This window comes from Streptomyces olivochromogenes, from assembly GCF_001514115.1.
Classification (GTDB): Bacteria; Actinomycetota; Actinomycetes; order Streptomycetales; family Streptomycetaceae; genus Streptomyces; species Streptomyces olivochromogenes.
Map to the genome: position 1 here is coordinate 232,467 of NZ_KQ948465.1, position 23,301 is coordinate 255,767.

20 protein-coding genes and 3 tRNA genes are annotated in these 23,301 nt (G+C 70.5%); 12 read left to right on the forward strand and 11 right to left on the reverse strand.

The genetic code is table 11. The features are described 5' to 3' along the window. The first annotated feature begins 116 nt into the window (after window positions 1-116). The 3 genes from AQJ27_RS34090 to AQJ27_RS34100 all read left to right on the forward strand — a co-directional run bounded on the left by AQJ27_RS34090 (window position 117) and on the right by AQJ27_RS34100 (window position 4,749). Window positions 117-2,033, forward strand: coding sequence for a M48 family metalloprotease (locus AQJ27_RS34090; RefSeq protein WP_067377065.1), 1,917 nt, complete (start codon window positions 117-119; stop codon window positions 2,031-2,033). 188 nt (window positions 2,034-2,221) lie between these two features. After that, complete coding sequence (locus tag AQJ27_RS34095) at window positions 2,222-3,775, forward strand: N,N-dimethylformamidase beta subunit family domain-containing protein (protein WP_067377067.1); 1,554 nt, start codon at window positions 2,222-2,224, stop codon at window positions 3,773-3,775. 74 nt (window positions 3,776-3,849) lie between these two features. Then, complete coding sequence (locus tag AQJ27_RS34100) at window positions 3,850-4,749, forward strand: phosphoribosylaminoimidazolesuccinocarboxamide synthase (RefSeq protein WP_067377070.1); 900 nt, start codon at window positions 3,850-3,852, stop codon at window positions 4,747-4,749. A gap of 60 nt (window positions 4,750-4,809) precedes the next feature. Here the strand turns inward: AQJ27_RS34100 and AQJ27_RS34105 are convergent. The 8 genes from AQJ27_RS34105 to AQJ27_RS34140 all read right to left on the reverse strand — a co-directional run bounded on the left by AQJ27_RS34105 (window position 4,810) and on the right by AQJ27_RS34140 (window position 9,628). Next, a tRNA-Gly gene (locus AQJ27_RS34105) sits at window positions 4,810-4,882 on the reverse strand. A 22-nt stretch (window positions 4,883-4,904) separates the two neighbouring features. Beyond that, entirely contained in the window at window positions 4,905-5,561 is a 657-nt protein-coding gene (locus AQJ27_RS34110; RefSeq protein WP_067377073.1) for a response regulator transcription factor, read from the reverse strand. Then, a complete protein-coding gene (locus AQJ27_RS34115) occupies window positions 5,558-6,916 on the reverse strand; it encodes a sensor histidine kinase (protein WP_067377241.1) in 1,359 nt (452 codons plus the stop codon). Before AQJ27_RS34115 ends, AQJ27_RS34110 begins: the two co-directional genes overlap by 4 nt. A 20-nt stretch (window positions 6,917-6,936) precedes the next feature. Further along, a complete protein-coding gene (locus AQJ27_RS34120) occupies window positions 6,937-7,767 on the reverse strand; it encodes an ABC transporter permease (protein WP_067377076.1) in 831 nt (276 codons plus the stop codon). Then, window positions 7,764-8,801, reverse strand: coding sequence for an ABC transporter ATP-binding protein (locus AQJ27_RS34125; protein WP_067377079.1), 1,038 nt, complete (start codon window positions 8,799-8,801; stop codon window positions 7,764-7,766). The genes AQJ27_RS34120 and AQJ27_RS34125 overlap by 4 nt, the downstream gene beginning before the upstream one ends. A gap of 130 nt (window positions 8,802-8,931) precedes the next feature. Then, window positions 8,932-9,007 (reverse strand) — tRNA-Gly (locus AQJ27_RS34130). Between the two features lie 79 nt (window positions 9,008-9,086). Continuing rightward, window positions 9,087-9,158: transfer RNA gene (locus AQJ27_RS34135), tRNA-Gly, on the reverse strand. Between the two features lie 152 nt (window positions 9,159-9,310). Continuing rightward, window positions 9,311-9,628 carry a histone-like nucleoid-structuring protein Lsr2 gene (locus AQJ27_RS34140; RefSeq protein ID WP_060898437.1) on the reverse strand — a complete coding sequence of 106 codons (318 nt, stop codon included), beginning with the start codon at window positions 9,626-9,628 and terminating at the stop codon, window positions 9,311-9,313. A gap of 361 nt (window positions 9,629-9,989) precedes the next feature. Between AQJ27_RS34140 and purS the strand changes: the two genes are divergently transcribed. From purS to purL, 3 genes are read left to right on the forward strand one after another with little or no spacing between them, the layout of a single operon-like run. Beyond that, complete coding sequence (gene purS / locus AQJ27_RS34145) at window positions 9,990-10,253, forward strand: phosphoribosylformylglycinamidine synthase subunit PurS (RefSeq protein ID WP_005482678.1); 264 nt, start codon at window positions 9,990-9,992, stop codon at window positions 10,251-10,253. Continuing rightward, complete coding sequence (gene purQ / locus AQJ27_RS34150; RefSeq protein WP_067377082.1) at window positions 10,250-10,930, forward strand: phosphoribosylformylglycinamidine synthase subunit PurQ; 681 nt, start codon at window positions 10,250-10,252, stop codon at window positions 10,928-10,930. The genes purS and purQ overlap by 4 nt, the downstream gene beginning before the upstream one ends. After that, on the forward strand, window positions 10,927-13,185 hold the full coding sequence (gene purL / locus AQJ27_RS34155) for a phosphoribosylformylglycinamidine synthase subunit PurL (protein ID WP_067377085.1): 2,259 nt from the start codon (window positions 10,927-10,929) through the stop codon (window positions 13,183-13,185). Before purQ ends, purL begins: the two co-directional genes overlap by 4 nt. 92 nt (window positions 13,186-13,277) lie before the next feature. Here purL and AQJ27_RS34160 read toward each other — a convergent pair whose 3' ends face one another. Then, on the reverse strand, window positions 13,278-14,771 hold the full coding sequence (locus tag AQJ27_RS34160) for an MFS transporter (protein ID WP_067377244.1): 1,494 nt from the start codon (window positions 14,769-14,771) through the stop codon (window positions 13,278-13,280). 80 nt (window positions 14,772-14,851) lie between these two features. Between AQJ27_RS34160 and AQJ27_RS34165 the strand changes: the two genes are divergently transcribed. From AQJ27_RS34165 to purM, 5 genes are all read left to right on the forward strand, one after another. Continuing rightward, window positions 14,852-15,493, forward strand: a complete 642-nt coding sequence (locus tag AQJ27_RS34165; RefSeq protein ID WP_067377088.1) for a TetR/AcrR family transcriptional regulator — start codon at window positions 14,852-14,854, stop codon at window positions 15,491-15,493. A 61-nt stretch (window positions 15,494-15,554) separates the two neighbouring features. After that, window positions 15,555-16,349, forward strand: a complete 795-nt coding sequence (locus AQJ27_RS34170) for a maleylpyruvate isomerase family mycothiol-dependent enzyme (RefSeq protein WP_067377091.1) — start codon at window positions 15,555-15,557, stop codon at window positions 16,347-16,349. 287 nt (window positions 16,350-16,636) lie between these two features. Beyond that, window positions 16,637-17,428, forward strand: a complete 792-nt coding sequence (locus AQJ27_RS34175) for an META domain-containing protein (RefSeq protein ID WP_067377094.1) — start codon at window positions 16,637-16,639, stop codon at window positions 17,426-17,428. A 61-nt stretch (window positions 17,429-17,489) separates the two neighbouring features. Continuing rightward, complete coding sequence (gene purF / locus AQJ27_RS34180) at window positions 17,490-19,016, forward strand: amidophosphoribosyltransferase (protein ID WP_067377097.1); 1,527 nt, start codon at window positions 17,490-17,492, stop codon at window positions 19,014-19,016. Window positions 19,017-19,059: 43 nt separating this feature from the next. After that, on the forward strand, window positions 19,060-20,160 hold the full coding sequence (gene purM, locus AQJ27_RS34185; RefSeq protein ID WP_180294002.1) for a phosphoribosylformylglycinamidine cyclo-ligase: 1,101 nt from the start codon (window positions 19,060-19,062) through the stop codon (window positions 20,158-20,160). 144 nt (window positions 20,161-20,304) lie between these two features. Here the strand turns inward: purM and AQJ27_RS34190 are convergent, their stop codons facing one another. After that, a complete protein-coding gene (locus AQJ27_RS34190; RefSeq protein ID WP_067377246.1) occupies window positions 20,305-20,556 on the reverse strand; it encodes a DUF3073 domain-containing protein in 252 nt (83 codons plus the stop codon). A gap of 321 nt (window positions 20,557-20,877) precedes the next feature. Then, on the reverse strand, window positions 20,878-21,966 hold the full coding sequence (locus AQJ27_RS34195; RefSeq protein ID WP_067377103.1) for a Leu/Phe/Val dehydrogenase: 1,089 nt from the start codon (window positions 21,964-21,966) through the stop codon (window positions 20,878-20,880). A gap of 245 nt (window positions 21,967-22,211) precedes the next feature. Between AQJ27_RS34195 and AQJ27_RS34200 the strand changes: the two genes are divergently transcribed. Beyond that, complete coding sequence (locus AQJ27_RS34200; protein ID WP_067377106.1) at window positions 22,212-23,060, forward strand: DUF8083 family protein; 849 nt, start codon at window positions 22,212-22,214, stop codon at window positions 23,058-23,060. Window positions 23,061-23,301 lie beyond the last annotated feature (241 nt).

A 23,301-nucleotide genomic window follows, 5' to 3' on the forward strand; every position in this document is an offset into this window, starting at 1 on the left:
GTCGGTGGTGGGTGCCACAGTGGGGGAGTGAGCAACACCAGGGCATCCTTCGGCGCGGGCTGCGAGACAGCTCGGGCCGGGCCGACAGCAGGGGGTGACATCCGGTCGTGACCGGTATGGGTGTGGAGGTGGGCGCGCAGACCGCGCGCTCCCGGGCGCTCGCCGTGCTGCGTATCCGCAGCAGGGCGCTGGCCGTCGCCCTGCTGCCCGCGGCCGTCGCCGTCGTGCTGCTCGTCGGCGGCTCGACCGGGCACATCACCGGCGGAAGCTGGCCCGTCACTCGCTTGATCGTGACGGTCCTCGCCGCCCTCGTGCTGCTCGCCGCCGCGGGCATCGCGCTCGTCGTCGCCCGCGCGCGGCCCGCCGTGAGCCCCACGGTCCCGATCGCGGAGGCTTCCGCTCCCGACCTCTACCGCCTGGTCCGGGACCTGGCCGACCGCCTCGACGTCCCGCCGCCCTCGGCGATAGCGCTGACCCCCGACTGCGACAGCTGGCTGGAGGACCGCACCCACCCGGCGCACGGCCCGCCGCCGCCCGAGCACCGCGACGAAATAGCGGGCGCACGAGGGGTGGGGGGCGGAGCAGGGCGTCCCCGCCGAGCCCCCGCGGCTCCCGTCCTCGTCATCGGCTCGCCCTTCCTGTGGTGGATGCGGGTCGGGGAGCTGCGCGCGGTCCTCGCCCCGGTCGTCGCCGGTACGGGCCCTTCGGCGCACCCCGACATAGCCGCGGCCCGCCGTTTCGTACGGGGTCTGGACGCGGCCGTGGCCGTGACCTCCGAACCCGCCCGCGGCCCCCTGGTCCGCACGGTCCTCGCCGGTGTCGGCTGGGTGACCCGCCTGCTGCTGCGCAGCTGCCGGGGGCATGCGGCCGAGATGGAACGGGGAGTGGCGGCTGCCGCGGCCGAGCGTGCACAGGCTGTGGACTACGGCCTGCGGATCGTCGCTCAGGAACAGGTCGGCCTGGCGTACGCGGGCTGGGACCGGCTGCTGACCCGGGTCGCGCTGCCCGCCTGGCGGATGGGCCGCTGGCCGTCCCGGCTGGACGCGGGTGTCGTAGCGGCCCTCACCGAACTGTCGCGCCGTGACCGGCTGGCCGAGGGCTTCGCCTCCCGCCTCGGCGAGCGTCCCGCCTGCGACCTGCTCGAAGAGCCCGGCTCGGTGGACGAGGCGTCCTCACTGCTCGCCGCGCGTCTCTTCCACGGCGGGCCCGCGGAGCCCGGACCCGACTGGGCGCCGGTGGACTGGCAGGAGTATCCGGACGAGGTCGTCGACCGCACCTGGCGCACCGAAGCGGCCCGGCTGCACCGGGTGCTGGACGCGCTGGGCGTCCGCCACCCCACGGATCCGACCCAGCCCGACCAGGGCGGTCCGACGCTGGCACGCGTGCTCGACCATCTGACCGCGCCTGCCATGCCGGCCACGGACGACGCCGACCTCTCCATCGATCGGCGCGAGGCGTACGGGGAGAGGGGCACGGGCGTGAGCCTGAACGAGACAGGGGCCGAGGCGAAGACAGAGGCCGAGGCGAAGGCCGAGGTGGAGGCCAAGGCCGAGGTGGAGGCCAAGGGCGAGGTAGAAGCCGAGGAGGAGATCGGGGAGGACGGCGAGCCCGTGCTCGGGAGTGAGCGGACGGCGGCGCTCGCGGCCGGGCTCAGCGCGGAGCTGGCCCGTGAGGAGGCGGCGGCGCCGACCGTCGCGTCCGGGCCGGCCGGGGGTGCGGAGCAGCCGGGCCCCGACTGGTCGTTCTGGGACGACGGGATGCTGCCGCTCTTTCCGCTCCAGCCGCCGCGCAGTGGGCGTGAGCTGTTGGCCGACCATGTCACCGCGATGGTCTGTTGTGCGGCGATGGACACCGCCGGGGCGGCGCCGGGGCTCGACTGGCTCGATGGCCCCGCCCTTCTCGTCGACGGGGTGCGGGCCGCCGATCTGGGACCGCGGGTCCTGACCCTCGTCGAGGACGGTGACCCGGAACCTCTCCGGGACTGGCTCCGCCACCTGGGCGTCCGCCCCGAGAAACCGGTCCGCCTGGTCTGACACCGCCACCACCACCGTCCCCACTCCAGCCACCCATATCCGCCCCTTCAACCGGATGACCGCGTTCCGTTCACGTCAATTCGCGACGAACGGTGACGGAGTGCGTGCGTAATGTGATGTGCTGGGACCGATCGCGCGCAGGGCAGAGGCTTACAGAACCGACGGGGGCACGAGGGAGGGGAGCAGGCATGGGGTCGGAGCAGATCCGCCGCTGGGAGTCGGGCGCACTGGCGCACGCCGTGACGGACCCCTTCGGCCAGGGCCCCGTTCCCTGGCTCAGGGGCGACGAGCAGTACTTCGACGACACGGGCCATGTCGTCCCGTGGTACATCGATCACATTGATCACGTCGATCAGGCAGGTCGGCCCGGTCAGCCAGGTCGGGCCGGGGGTCCCGGTGGCTCCGCCACCCTCCAGGGTTCCCGCAAGCCCCCCATCCCCCACCCCCGCGCCGGCGGCCCCCGCCCGGCCGACGACGTGCACCGCCAGATCAAGGGCTTCGCCTCCAACGGCGCGGCCGCGCCGGGCGAGGCCATCGACTTCCACGTCACCGTCGACCCGCCCCAGGAATTCAGCGTCGACATCTACCGCATCGGGCACTACGGAGGCGACGGGGCCAGCAAGATCACCACCAGCCCCCGCCTGTCGGGCATCGTCCAGCCGCCGCCCCTCACCGCTGACAGAACCGTTTCCTGCCATCACTGGTGGCTCTCCTGGCGCCTGCAGATCCCGAGCTACTGGAACATCGGCGCGTACGTGGCCGTACTCACCACCGCCGACGGCTACCGCTCCCACGTCCCCTTCACCGTCCGCGACAACCACCCCGCGGACCTCCTCCTCCTGCTCCCGGACATCACCTGGCAGGCGTACAACCTCTACCCGGAGGACGGGCACACCGGCGCCAGCCTCTACCACGCCTGGGACGAGAACGGCCGTCTGCTCGGCGAGTCCGAGGCCGCGACGACGGTCTCCTTCGACCGCCCTTACGCCGGCGCGGGCCTTCCCCTCCACGTCGGCCACGCCTACGACTTCATCCGCTGGGCCGAGCGCTACGGCTACGACATCGCCTACGCCGACGCCCGCGACCTGCACGCCGGCCGCGTCGACCCCACCCGCTACCGCGGCCTGGTCTTCCCGGGGCACGACGAGTACTGGTCGTCGGCCATGCGCCGCAACGTGGAACTCGCCCGCGAGAACGGCACCTCCCTGGTCTTCCTCTCCGCCAACACCATGTACTGGCAGGTGGAGTTGGCCCCGTCCCCGTCCGGCGTCGCCGACCGCCTGCTGACCTGCCGCAAACGCAGGGGCCCGGGACGGCCGGCGCTGTGGCGCGAGATCGACCGCCCTGAGCAGCAGCTCATCGGCATCCAGTACGCGGGCAGGGTCCCGGAACCCCACCCCCTGGTCGTGCGCAACGCCGACCACTGGCTGTGGGAGTCGACCGGCGCACACGAGGGCGACGAACTCGACGGCATGGTCGCGGGCGAGGCCGACCGCTACTTCCCGCGCACCCCGCTGCCCGAGCACCAGGGCCGCATCCTGCTCGCCCACTCCCCGTACCAGGACAGCGAGGGCGCCACCCGCCACCAGGAGACCTCCCTCTACCGGGCCCCCTCCGGCGCCCTGGTCTTCGCGGCCGGGACGTTCGCGTGGTCCCCGGCCCTGGACCGGCCCGGGCACGTCGACGCCCGTGTCCAGCGAGCCACCGCGAACCTCCTCGACCGCATCTGCAAACGCGACTGAGGAACCCCCTGGCCGAAGCCGCTCTCCGTATACGGGAGAATCGAGCCAATTGGACAGAACCACGGGGAGGAACCGTGTCCGGATTCGTCGAAAAGCCCGAGCCCCTCCAGGTCCCGGGTCTGGTACATCTGCACACCGGCAAGGTGCGCGACCTGTACCAGAACGAGGCGGGCGACCTCGTGATGATCGCCAGTGACCGCATCTCCGCCTACGACTGGGTGCTGCCCACCGAGATCCCCGACAAGGGCCGGGTCCTCACCCAGCTCTCGCTGTGGTGGTTCGACAAGCTCGCCGACCTGGTCCCCAACCATGTGCTGAGCACCGAGCTCCCGCCGGGCGCCCCCGCCGACTGGGAGGGCCGCACCCTCATCTGCAAGTCCCTGCGGATGACGCCGGTCGAGTGCGTCGCGCGCGGCTATCTCACCGGCTCGGGCCTCGTCGAGTACGACGAGTCCCGCACGGTCTGCGGCCTCGCCCTCCCCGAGGGCCTCGTCGACGGCTCGGAGCTCCCCGCGCCGATCTTCACCCCCGCCACCAAGGCCGCGGTCGGCGAGCACGACGAGAACGTGTCGTACGAGGAGGTCGCCCGCCAGGTCGGCGCCGAGACGGCGGCCCAGCTGCGCCAGACGACCCTCGCCGTCTACGGCCGCGCCCGTGACATCGCGCGCGAGCGCGGCATCATCCTCGCGGACACCAAGTTCGAGTTCGGCTACGAGGGCGAGACGCTCGTCCTCGCCGACGAGGTGCTGACCCCGGACTCCTCCCGCTTCTGGCCCGCCGACGTGTGGGAGCCGGGCCACGCCCAGCCGTCCTTCGACAAGCAGTTCGTCCGCGACTGGCTGACGTCTCCCGGGTCGGGCTGGGACCGCAGGAGCGAGCAGCCCCCGCCGCCGCTGCCGCAGCACATCGTGGACGCGACCAGCGCCAAGTACATCGAGGCGTACGAGCGCCTGACCGGCATCAGCTGGAGCTGAGGACGCGAAGGGCACACGAAGAAGCCCCCGACCCTGAAGGGCCGGGGGCTTCTTTCTCTGAGCGGACGACCAGGTTCGAACTGGCGACCTCAACCTTGGCAAGGTTGCGCTCTACCAACTGAGCTACGTCCGCATGCGCTGTGGTGCGAGGACAACTATACCCAACCTCGCTCCCGTGCGAGACGCACCGCCGCGTGACGGTTCTCCGCCCCGAGTTTCGAGACGGCAGACGAGAGATAGTTGCGTACCGTCCCCTGGGACAGTGCCGCCCGCTCCGCGATCTCCGCGACGGGCGCCCCGTCGGCGGCGAACTCGAGCACCTCGGCCTCGCGCGCGGTCAGGGGCGAGTCCCCGGCGGAGATCGCGTCCGCGGCCAATTCCGGGTCCACATAACGGTTTCCCGCATGCACGGTACGAATGATCTCCGCGAGCCGCTGTGCGCTCACCGTCTTCGGGACGAACCCGCGCACACCTGCCGCGAGCGCTCGCTTCAGATGCCCGGGCCGCCCGTGACTCGTCACGATCAGCACCTGGCAGCCGGGCAGTTCGGCCCGTAGCGATGTGGCCACCCTCACACCGTCCGCTCCCGGCATCTGCAGATCCAGAACGGCGACATCGGGCGCGTGCGCCAGCGCCATCGCCAGCGCCTCGGGCCCGGTCGCGGCCTCGGCGACCACCACGAGGTCGTCCTCCAGTCCCAGCAGCGCGGCGAGCGCACCCCTGATCAGATGCTCGTCGTCGGCGAGCAACAGCCGCACGGGAGGTGCGGAAGGGACAGGAGGGGTGGATGAGGCGGGTGGGGTGGACGTCATGGGGTGACCTCGCTCACAGGGTGGGGGACGGGCCGGGGCGACCCACCCGGTTCTGAGGCCGGAGCCGGAGCCTGTTCCGGGGCCGGAGCCTGTTCCGGGACCGAGTCAGGGGGCAGCGGCACCTCGGCGGTCAGGCGGAACAGATCAGTCCCAGCGGGCCCGGCCCGCAGCACCCCGTCCACCTCCCTGAGCCGCTCCCGCAGCCCGGCGAGCCCGGACCCCCTTCCCGGCCCGGCGATACCGGGATCGGTACTGGTATCCGTACTCGAACCGGTACCAGTACCGCTACCGGGCGCCCCGTCGTTCTCGACGGTGAGGGTCACCCGGCCCTCCGCCACCCGCAGGGACACCGCGCACCTTCCGGCGTCCCCGTGCCGCAGCACGTTCGTCGTCGCCTCCCGTACGACCCAGCCGAGCGCGGACTGGATCTCCGCGGGCAGTCCGGTCACCGGGCCGCTGACCTCGCAGTCGATGCCGGCGGCCGTCAACACGCCCTGCGCTCCCGCGAGTTCGGTCCGGAGATCGGCCTCGCGGTAGCCGCGTACGACCTCGCGGACCTCCCGCTGCGTCTCCCGCGCTATCCGCTGGACCTCGATCATCTGCTCCACGGCCTCCGGCCGTCCGCGGCGCGCCAGTTGCACGGCGAGCTCGCTCTTCAGCGCGACCACCGCCAGGTTGCGGCCCATCACGTCGTGCAGATCGCGCCCGAAGCGCAGCCGTTCCTCGGCGACGGCGAGCCGGGCCCGGGTCTCGCGGGCCTCGTCGAGTTCGTAGACGGCGTTCAGCATCCAGACGGAGAAGGCGGAGGCGAAGGTGAAGAAGCCGGCGGCGAGGACGACCGCACCGGCGGTGACGGCGGCGCCGGGTGCCGGGACACCCGCCAGGACGGCCACGGCGCCGGCGCCCAGGGCGGCGCCGAGCACGCCGTACACCATGCGTCGTGTCTCGCGCACCGCGAGGGCCAGGGTGCTGATCCCGAACGACAGGACGCCGACGAACACCGTGCCCGCCGCGGCCCCGTTGTCCGTGCCGCGCGGGCCGTGCAGCGCGAGCACCAGGTTCACGACGGCGATCACCACGGTGGCGGTGCCCAGCGCCCAGAGCAGCCGTACCGGCAGGGGGCGGCGGCCGCGGGTCCAGTCCAGGGTCAGCGAGGCGGTCACCGCGCCGAGCGCGGCGTGCGCGCTCACCAGCAGGAACAGGATCCAGTTCACCGGGGCGGGCACGTATCCGAAGGCCGGCAGCGCGAAGGCGGCGACCTCGACGAACGGGAAGGTGTGGAACGACCACCGTGTGTACGTCTCGACCTTCGCCGGCGTGCTCTTGCCGCGCCACCAGCCACCGCGCCCGCTCATGCCCATCACCGAGTCCCTGGTCAACGCCGCGGTTCCCAGCGGAACCACCGCCGTACAGCAAACACCGAGAGCACGATCCAGGCCACCGCCGTCCCGAGCGCGCCCAGGGTGTCGTGCGCGGAGAGGCCGCCGGTCCAGCCGCCGCGAATCAGCGTGATCACCGGGGTGAGCGGCAGCAGTTCGCAGGCCGAGGCCAGCTGGTCCGGCATGACCTGGAGGGGGAAGAAGGTGCCGGAACCGAACAGCGACACCAGCATCAAGGGCATGGCGGCGACCTGGGCACCCTCCACGCTCTTGCTGAAGTTCGCCGTGATCGCCGCGAGCGGGGGCCACATGGCCAGACCCAGGAGCAACCCCAGGACGGCGAGATGGGGTGCCGAAGGCGCGCCGACGTCCAGCAGCACGGCGCACGCGACCGTCAGGACCAGGCACTGCGCCAGGCCGATCGCGACCGAGGGCAGGGCCGCACCCGCGAGGATCTCCGTGTCCCGCAGCTCCCCGGTGCGCAGGCGTTTGAGGACGAGCTCCTCGCGGCGGGCCGCGTACACGCTCACCAGCGAGCTGTAGACCGCGAAGAGGAGTGAGAAGCCGACGGAGGACGGCAGGACGACCGAGCCGACCGACAGCCCGGTGCCCTTCAGGTCCATCTGGTCGACCGTCGAGCGGAGGCTGAACGGCAAGAGCAGCGGCATGAACACGGCGGCGGCGAGGGTCGCCTTCGAGCGGCCCAGCAGGGTCAGTTCGGCGCGCGCCAGGGCGGCCATCCGCCCTGCGGCCGTCGTCGTACCCGTACGAGTACCCGCACCCGTACCCGCACCGGTTTCCCCGGTCGCCGGGACTGTCGCGCTCATGCCGCCGTCCCCCTTTCCTGCTCCCGCACACCCGCACCCTGCACACCCGCACCCCGTACATCCGCGTCCCGCGCACCCGCACCCCGGCCCGCAGCGTCCCGCGCTATCCGCAGGAACGCCTCCTCCAGTGAGGCCGACCGCACATCGAGCCCCCGCAGCTCGACCTGCTTCTGGTGGGCCCACACCAGCAGCGCGGTGGCGGTGCGCTGAAGCTCGTCGGTGCGCAGCCTGACGGCACGGCCCGCCGTCTCGTGATCGGTCACGCCGAGTCCGGCGAGCGGGGGCAGATCTCCGAGGAAGTAGCCGTCGGGCAGTTCGAAGGAGATCCGGGACGGTGAGGACGCCGTCACCTCGGCAGGGGTGCCGGTGGCCGCGATGTGCCCTTCGTGGAGGATCGCGAGCCGGTCGGCCAGCTCCTCCGCCTCCTGCAGGTAGTGCGTGGTGAGCACCACGGTCGTACCGCCGTCGCGCAGCTCGCGCACCAAGTCCCAGGTGTCCCGGCGCCCTTCGGCGTCCAGGCCGGTCGTCGGCTCGTCGAGGAAGAGGACCTCGGGGCGGCCGAGGAGCGCGAGGGCCAGGTCCAGGCGCCGTTTCTCGCCCCCGGACAGCTGTTTCACCCGTACCCCGGACCGCCGGGTGAGCCCGACCATCCCCAGGGCCTGACCGGTCGGCCGGGCTCCGCTCGTGCAGCCCGCCCACATCCGTACGGTCTCCGCGACCGTCAGTTCGGAGGGGAAGCCGCCCTCCTGCAGCATCACGCCGATCCGGGGCCGAACGGCCGCGCGCTCCTCGTACGGATCGTGTCCGAGGACCCGCACCCGGCCGCCCGCCGGAGGGGCGAGGCCCTCCAGCAGCTCGACGGTGGAGGTCTTGCCGGCGCCGTTGGTCCCCAGCAGCGCGAAGAGCTCACCGCGGCCCACGGAGAAGGTGATTCCGCGCACGGCCTCGAAATCTCCGCCGGCTCCCCGGTCTCCCCCGTACACGCGCCGCAGATCAGTGACCTCGATCACGTCATCTCGCTCGTTCGTGTTCATGAAATCAGCGTCCCCGCGGACGCGACCCGACAGCAGTGCGCGGTGTCATCACTCCGCATGACAAATGTCAGGGGACGCTCGTACGCGCACACGAGAAAGACCCCGGTCGATGACCGGGGTCTTTGCTTCCTGGAGCGGACGACGAGGCTCGAACTCGCGACCTCAACCTTGGCAAGGTTGCGCTCTACCAACTGAGCTACGTCCGCATTGCCTCCGACCAGCTTTCACCGGTCGGTGCGAGCACAACCCTACCTGATCCACAACAGTGGTCGGTAAGGGCTGCAGAGCGGGTGACAGGAATTGCACACTGCGCCTTCCCCCTGGAAGGGGGATGTTCTGCTACTGAACTACACCCGCGTGACTCCTCGGGGTCCGGCTTTTCGGCCTTGCCCCTCGGCGTGCTCCAGACTCTAGCTGATCAGCAGGGGGTCAGCGCAAGTCGGTTGCGCGCGGGGGCGGATGGCCGGCCGGAGCGGGACCCCGGCGAGCCGTCCGGTGGACCCTCGGACTCAGTGCGCCTCGGCGAACGCCTCGTAGACCTTCTTGGGGATGCGGCCGCGCGGGGGCACGTCCAGCTTGTTGGAGCGGGCCCAGGCGCGGACCGCGGCCGGGTCGGGGGTCAACGCGGTGTGCGTGTACGCCTTCCCGGACTTCGACTGCTTGCGGCCGGCCTCGAGGTAGGGCGCGAGCGCCTTACGCAGTTTCTTGGCATTGGCTGGATTGAGGTCGATCTCGTACGACTTGCCGTCGAGTCCGAAGGCGATCGTCTCCGCCGCTTCCGAGCCGTCGATGTCGTCAAAGAGAGTGACCACGACACGCTGCGCCACGAATATCGGTCCCTTCGTGCGACACCTCTGCGATCGCCCCCCATGACGTGCGTGGACGTCACGGAGTTGTCGGGGAGATGTCGACTGTCCGGCTGTTATTGGGCAAAGTATCGGCTATTGCCAATTCCTTTGTACAGTGCCGGGCATTGCATTGTGAAGCCCGACTAAAACCTTCCGCGTGTCCGAAGGTAATGGGGCGCAGCCGCTCTTCTGCGATTTTTCCCAGGATTTTCCGTACAGGCCCCCGCGTCGATGCGGGATCGTGATCGGGCTCACGTAGGATTCTACGAATCTACGCGAGTAGAAATTTTGTGCGGGTAGTCTGAAGCGACCTGCTCAGCACCACACACCGGGAGTGCCAGTGGCACGCGTCGTAGTCGACGTCATGCTCAAGCCGGAGATCCTCGACCCCCAGGGCCAGGCGGTGCAGCGTGCACTGCCGCGCCTCGGTTTCGAAGGTGTCTCCGACGTACGTCAGGGAAAGCGATTCGAACTGGAAGTGGACGGACCGGTGGACGACGCCGCGCTCGCCCGCATCCATGAACTGGCGGAATCCTTCCTCGCCAACACCGTGATCGAGGACTTCACCGTCAAGGTCGAGGAAGTCGCGGAGGCAGGAAAGTGACCGCTCGTATTGGAGTCGTCACCTTTCCGGGCAGCCTCGACGACCGGGACACGCAGCGTGCGATCAGGCTCGCCGGTGCCGAACCCGTCGCCCTCTGGCACAAGGACAAGGACCTCAAGCAGGTCGACGCCGTGGTGCTGCCCGGCGGTTTCTCGTACGGCGACTATCTCCGGGCCGGTGCCATCTCGCGCTTCTCGCCCGTGATGGAGACCGTGATCGAGCAGGCGAAGTCCGGAATGCCCGTCCTCGGCATCTGCAACGGCTTCCAGGTCCTCACCGAGGCGCACCTCCTCCCCGGCGCGATGCTCGGCAACAACCACCTCCACTTCATCTGCCGCGACCAGAAGCTGCGGGTGGAGAACGCGGAGACGTCCTGGACGGCCGACTACGAATCCGGCCAGGAGATCCACATCCCGCTGAAGAACATGGACGGGCGGTACGTCGCCGACGAGCGCACGCTCGACATGCTGGAGGCGGAGGGCCGGGTCGCGTTCCGCTACGTGGACGTCAACCCGAACGGCTCGCTGCGCGACATCGCCGGCATCACGAACGAGGCGGGCAACGTCGTCGGTCTGATGCCGCACCCGGAGCACGCCGTCGAGCCTCTCGTCGGCTCCGGCCGCACCGACGGCCTCCCCTTCTTCACCTCGATCCTCAAGAAGCTGGTCACCGCATGAGCCGCACGCCTCTGGACACGGTCGAGAACGCGGCCGCGACCCCCGACGTCGAGCTGCCCTGGGCCGAACTGGGCCTGAAGAAGGACGAGTACGAGCGGGTCGTCGAGATCCTCGGCCGCCGCCCGACCGGCGCCGAACTCGCCATGTACTCCGTCATGTGGTCCGAGCACTGCTCGTACAAGTCCTCGAAGGTCCACCTCCGCCAGTTCGGCGAGAAGGCCCCGCAGTCCGACGCCCTCCTCGTCGGCATCGGCGAGAACGCCGGTGTCGTCGACGTCGGCCAGGGCTACGCCGTCACCTTCAAGGTCGAGTCGCACAACCACCCGTCGTACGTCGAGCCCTACCAGGGCGCGGCCACCGGCGTCGGCGGCATCGTGCGCGACATCATCGCGATGGGTGCCCGCCCGGTCGCCGTCGTCGACCCGCTGCGCTTCGGCGCCGCGGACCACCCCGACACCAAGCGCGTCCTGCCGGGCGTCGTCGCGGGCATCGGCGGCTACGGCAACTGCCTCGGCCTGCCCAACATCGGCGGCGAGGTCGTCTTCGACGCCTGCTACCAGGGCAACCCCCTCGTCAACGCCGGCGCCATCGGCGTCATGAAGCACGAGGACATCCACCTCGCGAAGGCGTCCGGCGCCGGCAACAAGGTCATCCTCTACGGGGCCCGCACGGGCGGCGACGGGATCGGCGGTGCCTCCATCCTGGCCTCCGAGACCTTCGACGACGCCAAGCCGTCGAAGCGCCCCGCGGTCCAGGTCGGCGACCCCTTCCAGGAGAAGCTGCTCATCGAGTGCACGCTCGAGGCCTTCGCCGAGAAGCTGGTCGTCGGCATCCAGGACCTCGGCGCGGCCGGTCTGTCCTGCGCCACCTCCGAGCTGGCCTCCAACGGCTCCGGCGGTATGCGCGTGACCCTGGACGACGTACCCCTGCGGGACTCGACTCTCTCTCCCGAGGAAATCCTCATGAGTGAGTCGCAGGAACGCATGTGCGCGGTCGTCGAGCCGGAGAAGGTCGACCGGTTCCTGGAGATCTGCGACAAGTGGGACGTCATCGCCACGGTCATCGGTGAGGTGACGGACGGCGATCGCCTCGAGATCTTCTGGCACGGCGGCAAGATCGTCGACGTCGACCCGCGCACGGTCGCGCACGACGGCCCGGTCTACGAGCGCCCCTACGCCCGCCCCGAGTGGCAGGACGCCCTCCAGGCCGACGACGCGAACAAGCTGCCGCGCCCGGCGACGAGCGAGGAGCTCAAGGACCAGGTCCTCAAGCTCGTGAGCTCGCCGAACCAGGCCTCCAAGTCCTGGATCACCTCCCAGTACGACCACTTCGTGCAGGGCAACACGGTGCTGGCGCAGCCCGAGGACTCGGGCATGATCCGCATCGACGAGGAGACCGGACTCGGCGTCGCCATCGCCACGGACGGCAACGGCCGCTACGCCAAGCTCGACCCGTACGCGGGTGCGCAGCTCGCGCTCGCCGAGGCCTACCGCAATGTCGCGACGACCGGCGCCAAGCCGCTCGCCGTCTCCGACTGCCTGAACTTCGGCTCGCCCGAGGACCCGGCCGTCATGTGGCAGTTCGCCGAGGCCGTCCGCGGTCTCGCCGACGCCTGCCTGCAGCTGGGCACCCCGGTGACCGGCGGCAACGTCTCGCTCTACAACCAGACGGGCGAGGCCGCCATCCACCCGACCCCGGTCGTGGCCGTGCTGGGCGTCATCGACGACGTCGCCCGCCGCACGCCGGTTGCCTTCCAGGAAGAGGGCCAGCTCCTCTACCTGCTCGGTGACACCCGCGAGGAGTTCGGCGGTTCGGCCTGGTCGCAGGTCGTCCACGACCACCTCGGCGGCCTGCCCCCGAAGGTCGACCTGGAGCGCGAACGCCTCCTCGGCGAGATCCTCATCTCCGCCTCCCGCGACGGCATGATCGACTCGGCGCACGACCTGTCCGACGGCGGTCTGATCCAGGCCGTGGTCGAGTCGGCGCTGCTCGGCGGCAAGGGCGCCCGGCTGGTCGTCCCCGACGGTCTCGACGCCTTCACCTTCCTCTTCTCGGAGTCGGCGGGCCGCGCGGTCGTCGCCGTCCCGCGCTCGGAGGAGCTCCGCTTCAACGACATGTGCGGTGCGCGGGGTCTGCCCGTCACCCGGATCGGTGTCGTGGACTCGGACGCGGTCGAGGTCCAGGGCGAGTTCGCACTCCCGCTGGACGAGCTCCGCACGGCCCACGAGGGCACGATCCCGGCGCTGCTCGCGTAAGCGGTCGTAGTGCTGCTCACGTAGGCGGTCGTACGACGCCGACGGCCCCGCCCGTTTCGACGGCCCCGCCCGTTCGACGGGCGGGGCCGTCGTCATGCCGGGACGGGCTCGGTCTCCCGGGGCGGGGTCGCGGTGCCCTTCGTGTCACCGGCCTTGGGCAGCCTCAGCGCGAGGAGTGCGGCGAGGGCCATCAGTGCGGCCCCTCCCCAGAACACGACCTGGGTCGCGTCGACGAAGGCGTGGATGCCGTCCGTTCGGGCCGCTCCGGTCAGCCGGGCGAGGGCGGTGATGTCGCCGCCGGGGCCGTGGGCGGCGTACAGGCGGGCCAGGACGCTGCCGAAGACGGCGGTGCCGAGCGCGGTGCCGAGGGTCTGGAAGAAGCGGATGGCCGTGGTGGCCACGCCGAGCTGGTGGCGCGGGGCGGAGTCCTGGACGAGCAGGATCAGCCGGCCGACGAGCTGGCCGAATCCGGCGCCGGCCAGCAGGAGCTCGCCGCGGATCAGCCACAGCGAGGTGTCCGGTCCGGTCGTCGTCGCGAGGAGGGCGAAGGCGAGGGCGGCGGTGGCCGTGCCGCTGAGGGTGAACGTCCGCGCCGACCAGCCGCGTGCGGTGAGCGGGCCGGTGAGCAGACCGGACGCGGCGAGACCGGCGGCCAGCGGCACCAGGTAGAGGCCCGCCGAGGAGCTGGCGATACCGCGCGCGACCTGCAGATAGATGAGCACGTAGTAGATCGCGCACATCATCGCGCCGCCCAGGATCGCCTGGACGGCGAAGCCGACGCGCAGTTCGCGGACCTTGAACAGGGAGAGCGGGAGGACCGGTTCGGGCGCCCGGACCTGCCGCCACAGGAAGAGGGCGAGCGTCACGGCGGTGGTGAGGGCCAGGGCGAGGATCGCTGGTGACGTCCACGCGTACTTCTTGCCGCCCCAGTCGGTCATGAGGAGCAGCGCGCTGGAGAACGCGGCGGCGAGTCCGGCGCCCAGGTGGTCCAGGGGGCGGCGAACGTGCTGTTCGGGGAGGTGCAGGGTGAGGGCGGCGGTGGCGAGGACCGCGAGGCCGATCGGCAGGTTGACGTAGAAGATCCAGCGCCAGTTCGCGTGGTCGGCCAGCAGGCCGCCGATCCAGGGTCCGATCGCCATGGCGCCGCCGGCGACGAGTCCGCCGGTGTTGGTGCCCTTGTCGGAGCCGCCTCGGTCCTCGGGGCCTTTGAGGTGGGCGATCACCACCATCGTGATGCTCATCAGCCCGCCGCCGCCGAGGCCCTGCACCGCGCGGGCCGCGATGAGCTGGGTCATCGACTGGGCGGCGCCGCACAGCGCGGAGCCGAGCAGGAAGGTGGCGATCGCGGCGGTGAAGACCCGCTTGGGGCCGAAGACGTCGCAGAGCTTGCCGTACAGCGGCAGCATCGCGGCCGAGGCGAGCGCATAGGCGCTGACCAGCCACGGGATCTTGTCGATGCCGTGGGCGGGGTCGAGGTCACGGACGATCGGGACCGTCGCTGCGGACACGATCTGCAGGTCCAGCAGCGCCAGGACGATCGTGACGAGGCAGACGACGAAGCCGATTTTGCGCTGGGTCTCGGTCATGGCCACCACCATGCCCAGAAACTGTGTACCCGGTCAATCTTTCATCCGGGATTAAATTTCGGCTTGGTACAGTGTGCGGCATGGCCGAGGTGACGATGGGGCTGCGCGAACGCAAGAAACTGCAGACCGCGAGCCGGATCTGGCGGGTCGCGGTCACGCTCTTCCTGGAGCGCGGCTTCGACGACGTGTCCGTGCAGGAGATCGCGGACGCGGCCGAGGTCTCGAAGATGACCGTCTTCAACTACTTCGGTTCCAAGGAGGACGTGGTCTTCCGGCCGGTCGAGGACCACTTCGGCGACGCGGCCCGCGCGGTGCGCGAGCGGCGGCCCGAGGAGTCCCCCTTGGAAGCCGTGCGCCGGCAGCTCCTCGAGATGGTCGAGGCGCGCGACCCCGCGGTCGGTCTGAACGGCGATCCGATCGCCCGGCAGGTGCGCGAACTCGTCATGCGGACCCCGGTCCTGATGGAGCGCGCCTTCCTCGCCGCCCAGAAGGGCACGCGCGACCTGGCCGCACTCCTCGCCGAGGAGACCGGCGACACCATGGCCGCCACGGTCGCCGCCGCCATGCTCAGCGCCGCCCGCAACGCCGTGATCGAGGAGCACCACCGCCGCATCGACGCGGGCGAGAGCGTCGACGCGGTCGCCGCCGACGCCCCCGAGCGAGCCGGTCGGGCCTTCGCACTGGTGGAACACGGACTCGGGGACTACGCGCGCAAAGCGTGACGTTCCCGTACGGACATCAAGTTCGCCACGTCCTCCGCCGGACAGGCCCTAGGCTCGCCACATGCCGCCGGCCAGGAAACGCACCCGTACCTATGACCCCGCCAAGATCCGCGTGGCCGTGCTCGCGCAGTTCGGGAACGTGCGGCAGGGCGTCTACACCCTGAGCGAGGAGCAGTTGGCGCGGCCCGCGCGGCTCGGGGACTGGAGCGTGCGGGAGCTGGCCGCGCACATCACCATGGCCGTCGAGACCGTCAGCCGGAACCTCGACCGGCCGGAGCCCGGCACGAAGGAACTCGCGCTGCTCGACTGGCCGTTCGCGACGGCGGACCGCGCCGGGGACATCGCCGACGGCACCCGCGAACTCGCCACCGACAACCCCGACCTCGACGCGCTCTACGCCCGCACCGGGCAGCGGCTCATCGAGCGCCTGCTCACGGCCCCCGACGACCGGTTGCTCGCCGCGCGCACCGGCGCGATGACCCTCGCCGACTACCTCGTCACCCGCACCGTCGAACTCGTCGTGCACACCGACGACCTGAACCGCGCCACCGGCGCCGACATCCCCCTCGACCGCCAGGCCCTCGCCGCCTGCACCCGGCTGCTCGCCGACGCGCTCGCCGTGAAGGCGCCCGGCGCGTCGACGGAGGTGCGGATCCCGCCGTACGCCGTCGTGCAGTGCGTGGAGGGCCCCCGGCACACCCGGGGCACACCGCCGAACGTCGTGGAGACCGACCCGCTGACCTGGATCCGGCTGGCGACGGGGCGTACGGAGTGGAAGACCGCGCTGGACGAGGCGAAGGTCAGCGCCAGCGGGGAGCGGGCCGACCTCGGCGGACTGCTGCCCCTGATGGGCTGACCCCACCGGCTGGCCCCACCCGTCGACCCGCTTGCCGAGCCCACTCGCTGACTCCACCGGCTGGCCCCACCCGTCGACCCGCTTGCCGAGCCCACTCGCTGACTCCACCCGCTGGCCCCGCCCGTCGACCCGCTTGCCGAGCCCACTCGCTGACTCCACCGGCTGGCCCCGCCCGCCGACCCGCTTGCCGAGCCCACTCGCTGACTCCACCCGCCGACTCCACCCGCCGCTCCACCCGCACCGCCCCGGAGGGGAACCGGCCACCCCACCCCTCCCGTCACACCGTCATGGACAAGCAGCGACTGACCCTCAGCGTCCTGACCCTGCTTCCGCTCGCCGTGGCCTGCGGCACCGAGACGGCGGGCGGCGGTTCCGTGGGGACCGGATCGTCCCCGGTCACCGGCGTTCACTGGAGTGTCGACACCCTCACCACGCACGGCCGGACCCGGCAGGCGCCGGACAGCGCGTATCTGCGGATCGGCGAAGACGGTCGCGTCAGCGGCAACCTCGGCTGCAACACTTTCGGCTCGACCGTCACTCTCAAGGGTGACCGTGTCGACTTCGGAAGCATCGAGGCGACCGACATGGGCTGCCAGAAGGACCCCATGAGCTTCGAGGAGAGCCTCAGCCGCGCCTACGTCGACAACACGTTCACCAGCGAGATCAAGGGCGACAAGCTGACGCTCACCACCGACGGCGGCGACCGCGTCGATCTCACCAAGGAGGCGGACGCACCCCTGTACGGCACGAAGTGGACGGTCACCTCCCTCGGGGACGGTGACGTGGCCCAGTCCCTTCCCGAAGGGGCCGACGCCCACTTCACCCTCGACAAGGCGAAGGGCACCCTTTCCGGCCGCCTCGGCTGCAACCACGTCAGCGCCAAGGCCACCGTCCGCGACGGACATATCACCCTCGGCGCAGCCAAGACCACCCGGATGATGTGCGACGGCTCACTCATGGACACCGAGAGGACCTTGCTGGACCTCTTCGACAGTACGGTCGTATACGAGTTGAACCACCGATCCATCGCGCTGACCAGCACAGACGGAAAAACCGTCCAAGCCGTCGCCGACGAGTGATCCGTCAAAGGTCCGTATCCCCAATTCGGACCAGTGGTCGATCTCGCCTACACTCGGTGGCGTGCCACGTGGTGACGGTCGACTCAATCATGATCTGCTCCCCGGCGAGAAAGGCCCCCAGGACGCTTGCGGCGTCTTCGGAGTCTGGGCCCCCGGTGAAGAGGTCGCCAAGCTCACTTACTTCGGGCTCTACGCCCTCCAGCATCGAGGCCAGGAATCCGCGGGTATCGCGGTAAGCAACGGCTCTCAGATCCTCGTCTTCAAGGACATGGGCCTCGTGTCCCAGGTCTTCGACGAGACCTCGCTCGGTTCGCTCCAGGGTCACATCGCGGTCGGTCACGCCCGCTACTCGACCACTGGCGCCTCCGTGTGGGAGAACGCCCAGCCGACGTTCCGTGCCACCGCGCACGGCTCCATCGCGCTCGGCCACAACGGCAACCTCGTCAACACGGCGCAGCTCGCCGAGATGGTCGCCGACCTTCCCAAGCAGGACGGCCGCACCACCCGGGTGGCCGCCACCAACGACACCGACCTGCTCACCGCGCTCCTCGCGGCCCAGGTCGACGACGACGGCAAGCCGCTGACCATCGAGGAGGCCGCTCACGCGGTCCTCCCGCAGGTCAAGGGCGCCTTCTCGCTCGTCTTCATGGACGAGCACACCCTCTACGCGGCCCGCGACCCGCAGGGCATCCGCCCGCTGGTCCTCGGCCGCCTGGAGCGCGGCTGGGTCGTCGCCTCCGAGTCCGCCGCCCTCGACATCTGCGGCGCGGCCTACGTCCGTGAGATCGAGCCGGGCGAGTTCGTCGCCATCGACGAGAACGGCCTGCGTACGTCCCGATTCGCGGAAGCGAAGCCCAAGGGCTGTGTCTTCGAGTACGTGTACCTGGCCCGCCCGGACACGGACATCGCCGGCCGGAACGTGTACCTCTCGCGTGTCGAGATGGGCCGCAAGCTCGCCAAGGAAGCCCCTGTCGAGGCCGATCTGGTGATAGCGACCCCGGAGTCCGGAACGCCCGCCGCGATCGGTTACGCGGAGGCCAGCGGCATCCCGTTCGGCGCCGGCCTGGTCAAGAACGCGTACGTCGGCCGGACCTTCATCCAGCCTTCACAGACCATCCGCCAGCTGGGCATCCGTCTGAAGCTGAACCCCTTGAAGGAAGTCATCAAGGGCAAGCGCCTGGTCGTCGTCGACGACTCGATCGTGCGCGGCAACACCCAGCGGGCCCTGGTGCGCATGCTCCGCGAGGCGGGTGCGGCGGAGGTCCACATCCGGATCTCCTCTCCCCCCGTGAAGTGGCCCTGCTTCTTCGGCATCGACTTCGCGACCCGCGCCGAGCTGATCGCCAACGGCATGACCATCGAGGAGATCGGCACCTCGCTCGGCGCCGACTCCCTCTCGTACATCTCCATCGACGGCATGATCGAGGCGACCACCATCGCCAAGCCGAACCTGTGCCGCGCCTGCTTCGACGGCGAGTACCCGATGGAGCTTCCCGACCCCGAGCTGCTCGGCAAGCAGCTCCTGGAGACCGAGCTGGCCGCGGGTCCCGCAGCCACGGCCGCGGCTGACGCCATCCGTCGCCCGTAAGCGCCGCAGAGCCCCGTATCACCAACCCGAAAGATTCCAGGCAATGTCTTCTGTGTCTGATCAGTCACCTCCGGCGACGGGCACTGCTTCTGGTGCTTCCTACGCGGCTGCCGGCGTCGACATCGAAGCGGGCGACCGCGCCGTAGAACTGATGAAGGAGTGGGTGAAGAAGACGCAGCGCCCCGAGGTCCTCGGTGGCCTCGGCGGCTTCGCCGGCCTCTTCGACGCCTCCGCCCTCAAGCGCTACGAGCGCCCGCTGCTCGCCTCCGCCACGGACGGCGTGGGCACCAAGGTCGACCTCGCCCGCCGGCTCGGCGTGTACGACACCATCGGCCACGACCTGGTCGCGATGGTCATGGACGACATCGTGGTGTGCGGCGCCGAGCCGCTCTTCATGACCGACTACATCTGCGTCGGCAAGGTCCACCCCGAGCGCGTGGCGGCCATCGTGAAGGGCATCGCCGAAGGCTGTGTGCTCGCGGGCTGCGCCCTGGTGGGCGGCGAGACGGCCGAACACCCGGGCCTGCTCGGTCCGGACGACTTCGACGTCGCGGGCGCCGGTACGGGCGTGGTGGAGGCCGACCGGCTGCTCGGCCCGGATCGTATCCGTACGGGTGACGCGGTGATCGCCATGGCGGCCTCCGGTCTTCACTCGAACGGGTACTCGCTCGTCCGGCACGTCCTCTTCGACCGGGCGAACCTCAGCCTGGACCAGCACGTCGAGGAGTTCGGCCGCTCGCTCGGCGAGGAGCTCCTGGAGCCCACCAAGATCTACTCGCTGGACTGCCTGGCGCTGACGAGGACCACCGACGTGCACGCCTTCAGCCACATCACCGGCGGCGGGCTCGCGGCCAACCTGGCCCGGGTGATCCCGGACGGGCTGCACGCGATCGTGGACCGCGAGACCTGGACGCCGGCCCCGGTCTTCGACCTCGTCGGCAGGACGGGCGAGGTCGAGCGTCTGGAGCTGGAGAAGACGCTGAACATGGGCGTGGGCATGATCGCGATCGTCCCCGAGGAATCGGCGGACGCGGCGCTGGCCACCCTCGCGGACCGCGGCGTGGACGCCTGGATCGCCGGTGAGATCACCGAGCGCGGCGAGCACGCGACGGGCGCGGCCCTGATCGGCGACTACGCGAGCTGAGCCCCTCGGGGCAGCACAAAACCCGGTCCGGCGTTGAGGCCCCGGACCGGGTGAAGTGCGGTTGCTACGAGAAATCCGCCAACAGAGATCTGCTTACCGCTACAGCTACGAGAGATCGCGGAAACCGCGAGGGACGCTGGTGCGTCAAGCGCCGCGACGTTGAGACTGTGGACCGGACTCGTCCTCATCCTCATCGTCGTCGTTGTAGAGATCCGCGTACTGGGCGTACGGGTCGTCTTCCTCGTCGTCGTCCTCGAACGGCTCGCCATTCGGCGGCTGGCTCGAAGTCGAAGCGCCCAGCTCATTGGCCAGACGCGAGAGGTCAGTCCCGCCGCTGCTGTACTTCAGCTGGCGGGCGACCTTCGTCTGCTTGGCCTTTGCCCGGCCGCGCCCCATGGCTCGACCCCCTCGGATACGGGGCTCGGTGGCCCCAGAGTCTTGACACGCGTTCATGATCTGGAACGGGCTCTCCATGGAGAGACCGGTCCGTAGGGCTTCCACGGTACCTGAGCCCGCGCCCATACGGTACGTCGCCCGCAGGACGCGCCTTGGCCCAGAACCTGCGAGGTGCCCTGTCCTCGCTGGTCAACCGCGATTTTAACCTCTTCTTGGCGGACGACCCGCCGACGGGAGTGAGAGTTCTCTCGAAGTGTCCCCTCGGCGGGTCCCTGACAAGCGTCGAGACACGCGCGGAATGCGACGGAATGGAGAGTTCCGTTATCCGCGGCGGCGCGCCTCCGCCATCCGCTGCTCGGCGATCCGGTCGGCCGCGGCGGCCGGCGGAATCCCGTCCTCCTTCGCACGTGCGAAGATGTCCAGCGTGGTGTCGAAGATCTTCGTGGCCTTCGCCTTGCACCGGTCGAAGTCGAAGCCGTGCAGCTCGTCGGCGACCTGGATGACACCGCCCGCGTTCACCACGTAGTCGGGCGCGTAGAGGATCCCGCGGTCCGCGAGGTCCTTCTCGACGCCCGGGTGCGCGAGCTGGTTGTTGGCCGCGCCGCACACGATCCGCGCGGTGAGCACCGGCACGGACGCGTCGTTCAGCGCCCCGCCCAGCGCGCAGGGGGCGTAGATGTCCAGGCCCTCGGTGCGGATCAGCGCCTCGGTGTCCGTGGCGGCCGTGACGCCCGTCGGGTGCTTGTCCAGGATCCGTCGTACGGACTCGTCGCGTACGTCCGTGATCACGACCTCGGCGCCGTCCTCGCGCAGGTGGTCCACGAGGTGGTGGCCCACCTTGCCGACGCCCGCGATGCCGACCTTGCGGCCGCGCAGCGTCGGGTCGCCCCAGAGGTGCTGGGCACTCGCCCGCATGCCCTGGAAGACCCCGTAGGCGGTCAGGACCGAGGAGTCGCCTGCGCCGCCGTTCTCGGGCGAGCGGCCCGTCGTCCAGCGGCACTCGCGCGCCACGACGTCCATGTCGGCGACATACGTACCGACGTCGCACGCGGTGACGTAGCGCCCGCCGAGCGAGGCCACGAAGCGGCCGTAGGCGAGGAGCAGGGCCTCGCTCTTGATCTGCTCGGGGTCCCCGATGATCACGGCCTTGCCGCCGCCGTGGTCGAGACCGGCCATGGCGTTCTTGTACGACATCCCGCGCGAGAGGTTCAGCGCGTCGGCGACGGCCTGCTCCTCGCTCGCGTACGGGTAGAAGCGCGTCCCGCCCAGGGCGGGGCCCAGAGCGGTGGAGTGGATGGCGATGACGGCCTTGAGGCCGCTGGCCCGGTCCTGGCAGAGCACGACTTGCTCATGACCCCCCTGGTCCGAATGGAACAGGGTGTGCAGGACGCCGTCGGTTACGTCGGTCACTGTGGTGACTCCCAGGTAAGTAGCGGCGGTTGTGGACGGTGCCCGTGCGGATGGCGGGCTTCCGTGGGCATGAGATTAGAGCCTGTGCCCGGTGGCCATCCGCGCAGTGTTCAGGATCACCTCCTCCCGGAGTACGTTTCCGCACGGTCGTGGGACGATTTGCAGTGATTTCCCGGTCGCCCGTGTGCCGCTCGCCCGGGATCCCGCCCGGGTTTCGTGTCCGGTCCGTTGGGGAGGGAGCAGGGGTGCCCAAGGTGTCCTCGGTGATCGTCCCGTACGCGTCCTATCTGCGCGTGTACGAACCGCTGGCCGCCTTCCCGGAGCCTGAGCGAACCCACTGGGCGCGTTACGCACGGCGCGCCGAGCGCCCGTCGTACCAGGACGAGTTGCGCCGCTCCCTGGCCGACCTGCTGCCCACCCCGCCGATTCCCGTGCCGGTGCACGAGAGCGCGGACGCGTTCGTGCTGAGCGTCGACGGAGTGCTCTGCGTCTGTCCCTGGCGCACCCGGCTGCGCGGCTGGCTGGCGCTGGAGGAGCTGGCGGACGAACTGCCCGTGTCCGTCCTGGACGCGGTCCTGCCGCCGCTCGTACGCCGCCAGGCGGCCCTCGACTACGAGCGCTGGCTGGCCCGCAACCCCGACGCCCGCCCGTGGATCCGCACCTCGACCTGGCAGGTGCCGCTGAACTGGTTCGTGCTCGTCACCGACGAGGAGCGGCGGTACGAGAAGGGGGCGGGCGGCGACGGAGCCGCGCCCGCGCTGCGCTACCGGACGCCGATGGTGCAGGCGCGGCGGCGGACGGCACGCGCCCTGAAGACCCTGCGGGACACCCTGGACGAGGGACCCCTCATCGACGGCCTGGTGGACGTGGGGCGCTGGCTGGAGGAGTTCCATCCGCGCTCGCTGGTCGAGCTGGACTACGGCGGGCTCGTGCACGCCCTGCCGGCCGGGCACCTCGAGGACGACCACTCGGCGGCCGACGTCGCCGAGGGCATCGAGGCGCTGCGGCATGGGGACGGGGCGGCGGCGGGCGAGGCGTACGGACGGCTCGTGGAGCGCTGGCGCTCGGTCCGGGACCGGCGCTCGGCGAACTGAGGGGCGTCCAGGGGGCCAGGGTCTTTGGGCCCGCGGGCGCATGGGTCCTGTGTGTCGCGTGGGTTCTGTGCGTCCTGTGGGACCCGTGCGTCCTGTGGGGTGTCTGAGTACCTGGGGATGTCTGAGTGCCTCGGGATGGCTGGGGCGGGTTTGCCACACGAGAAGTGTGATGTGCTTCTCACTGGTGTTCGCCCGAACTGACGTATGGTCCTCGCACGCTGAAGAACCCTCACTGCGGGAG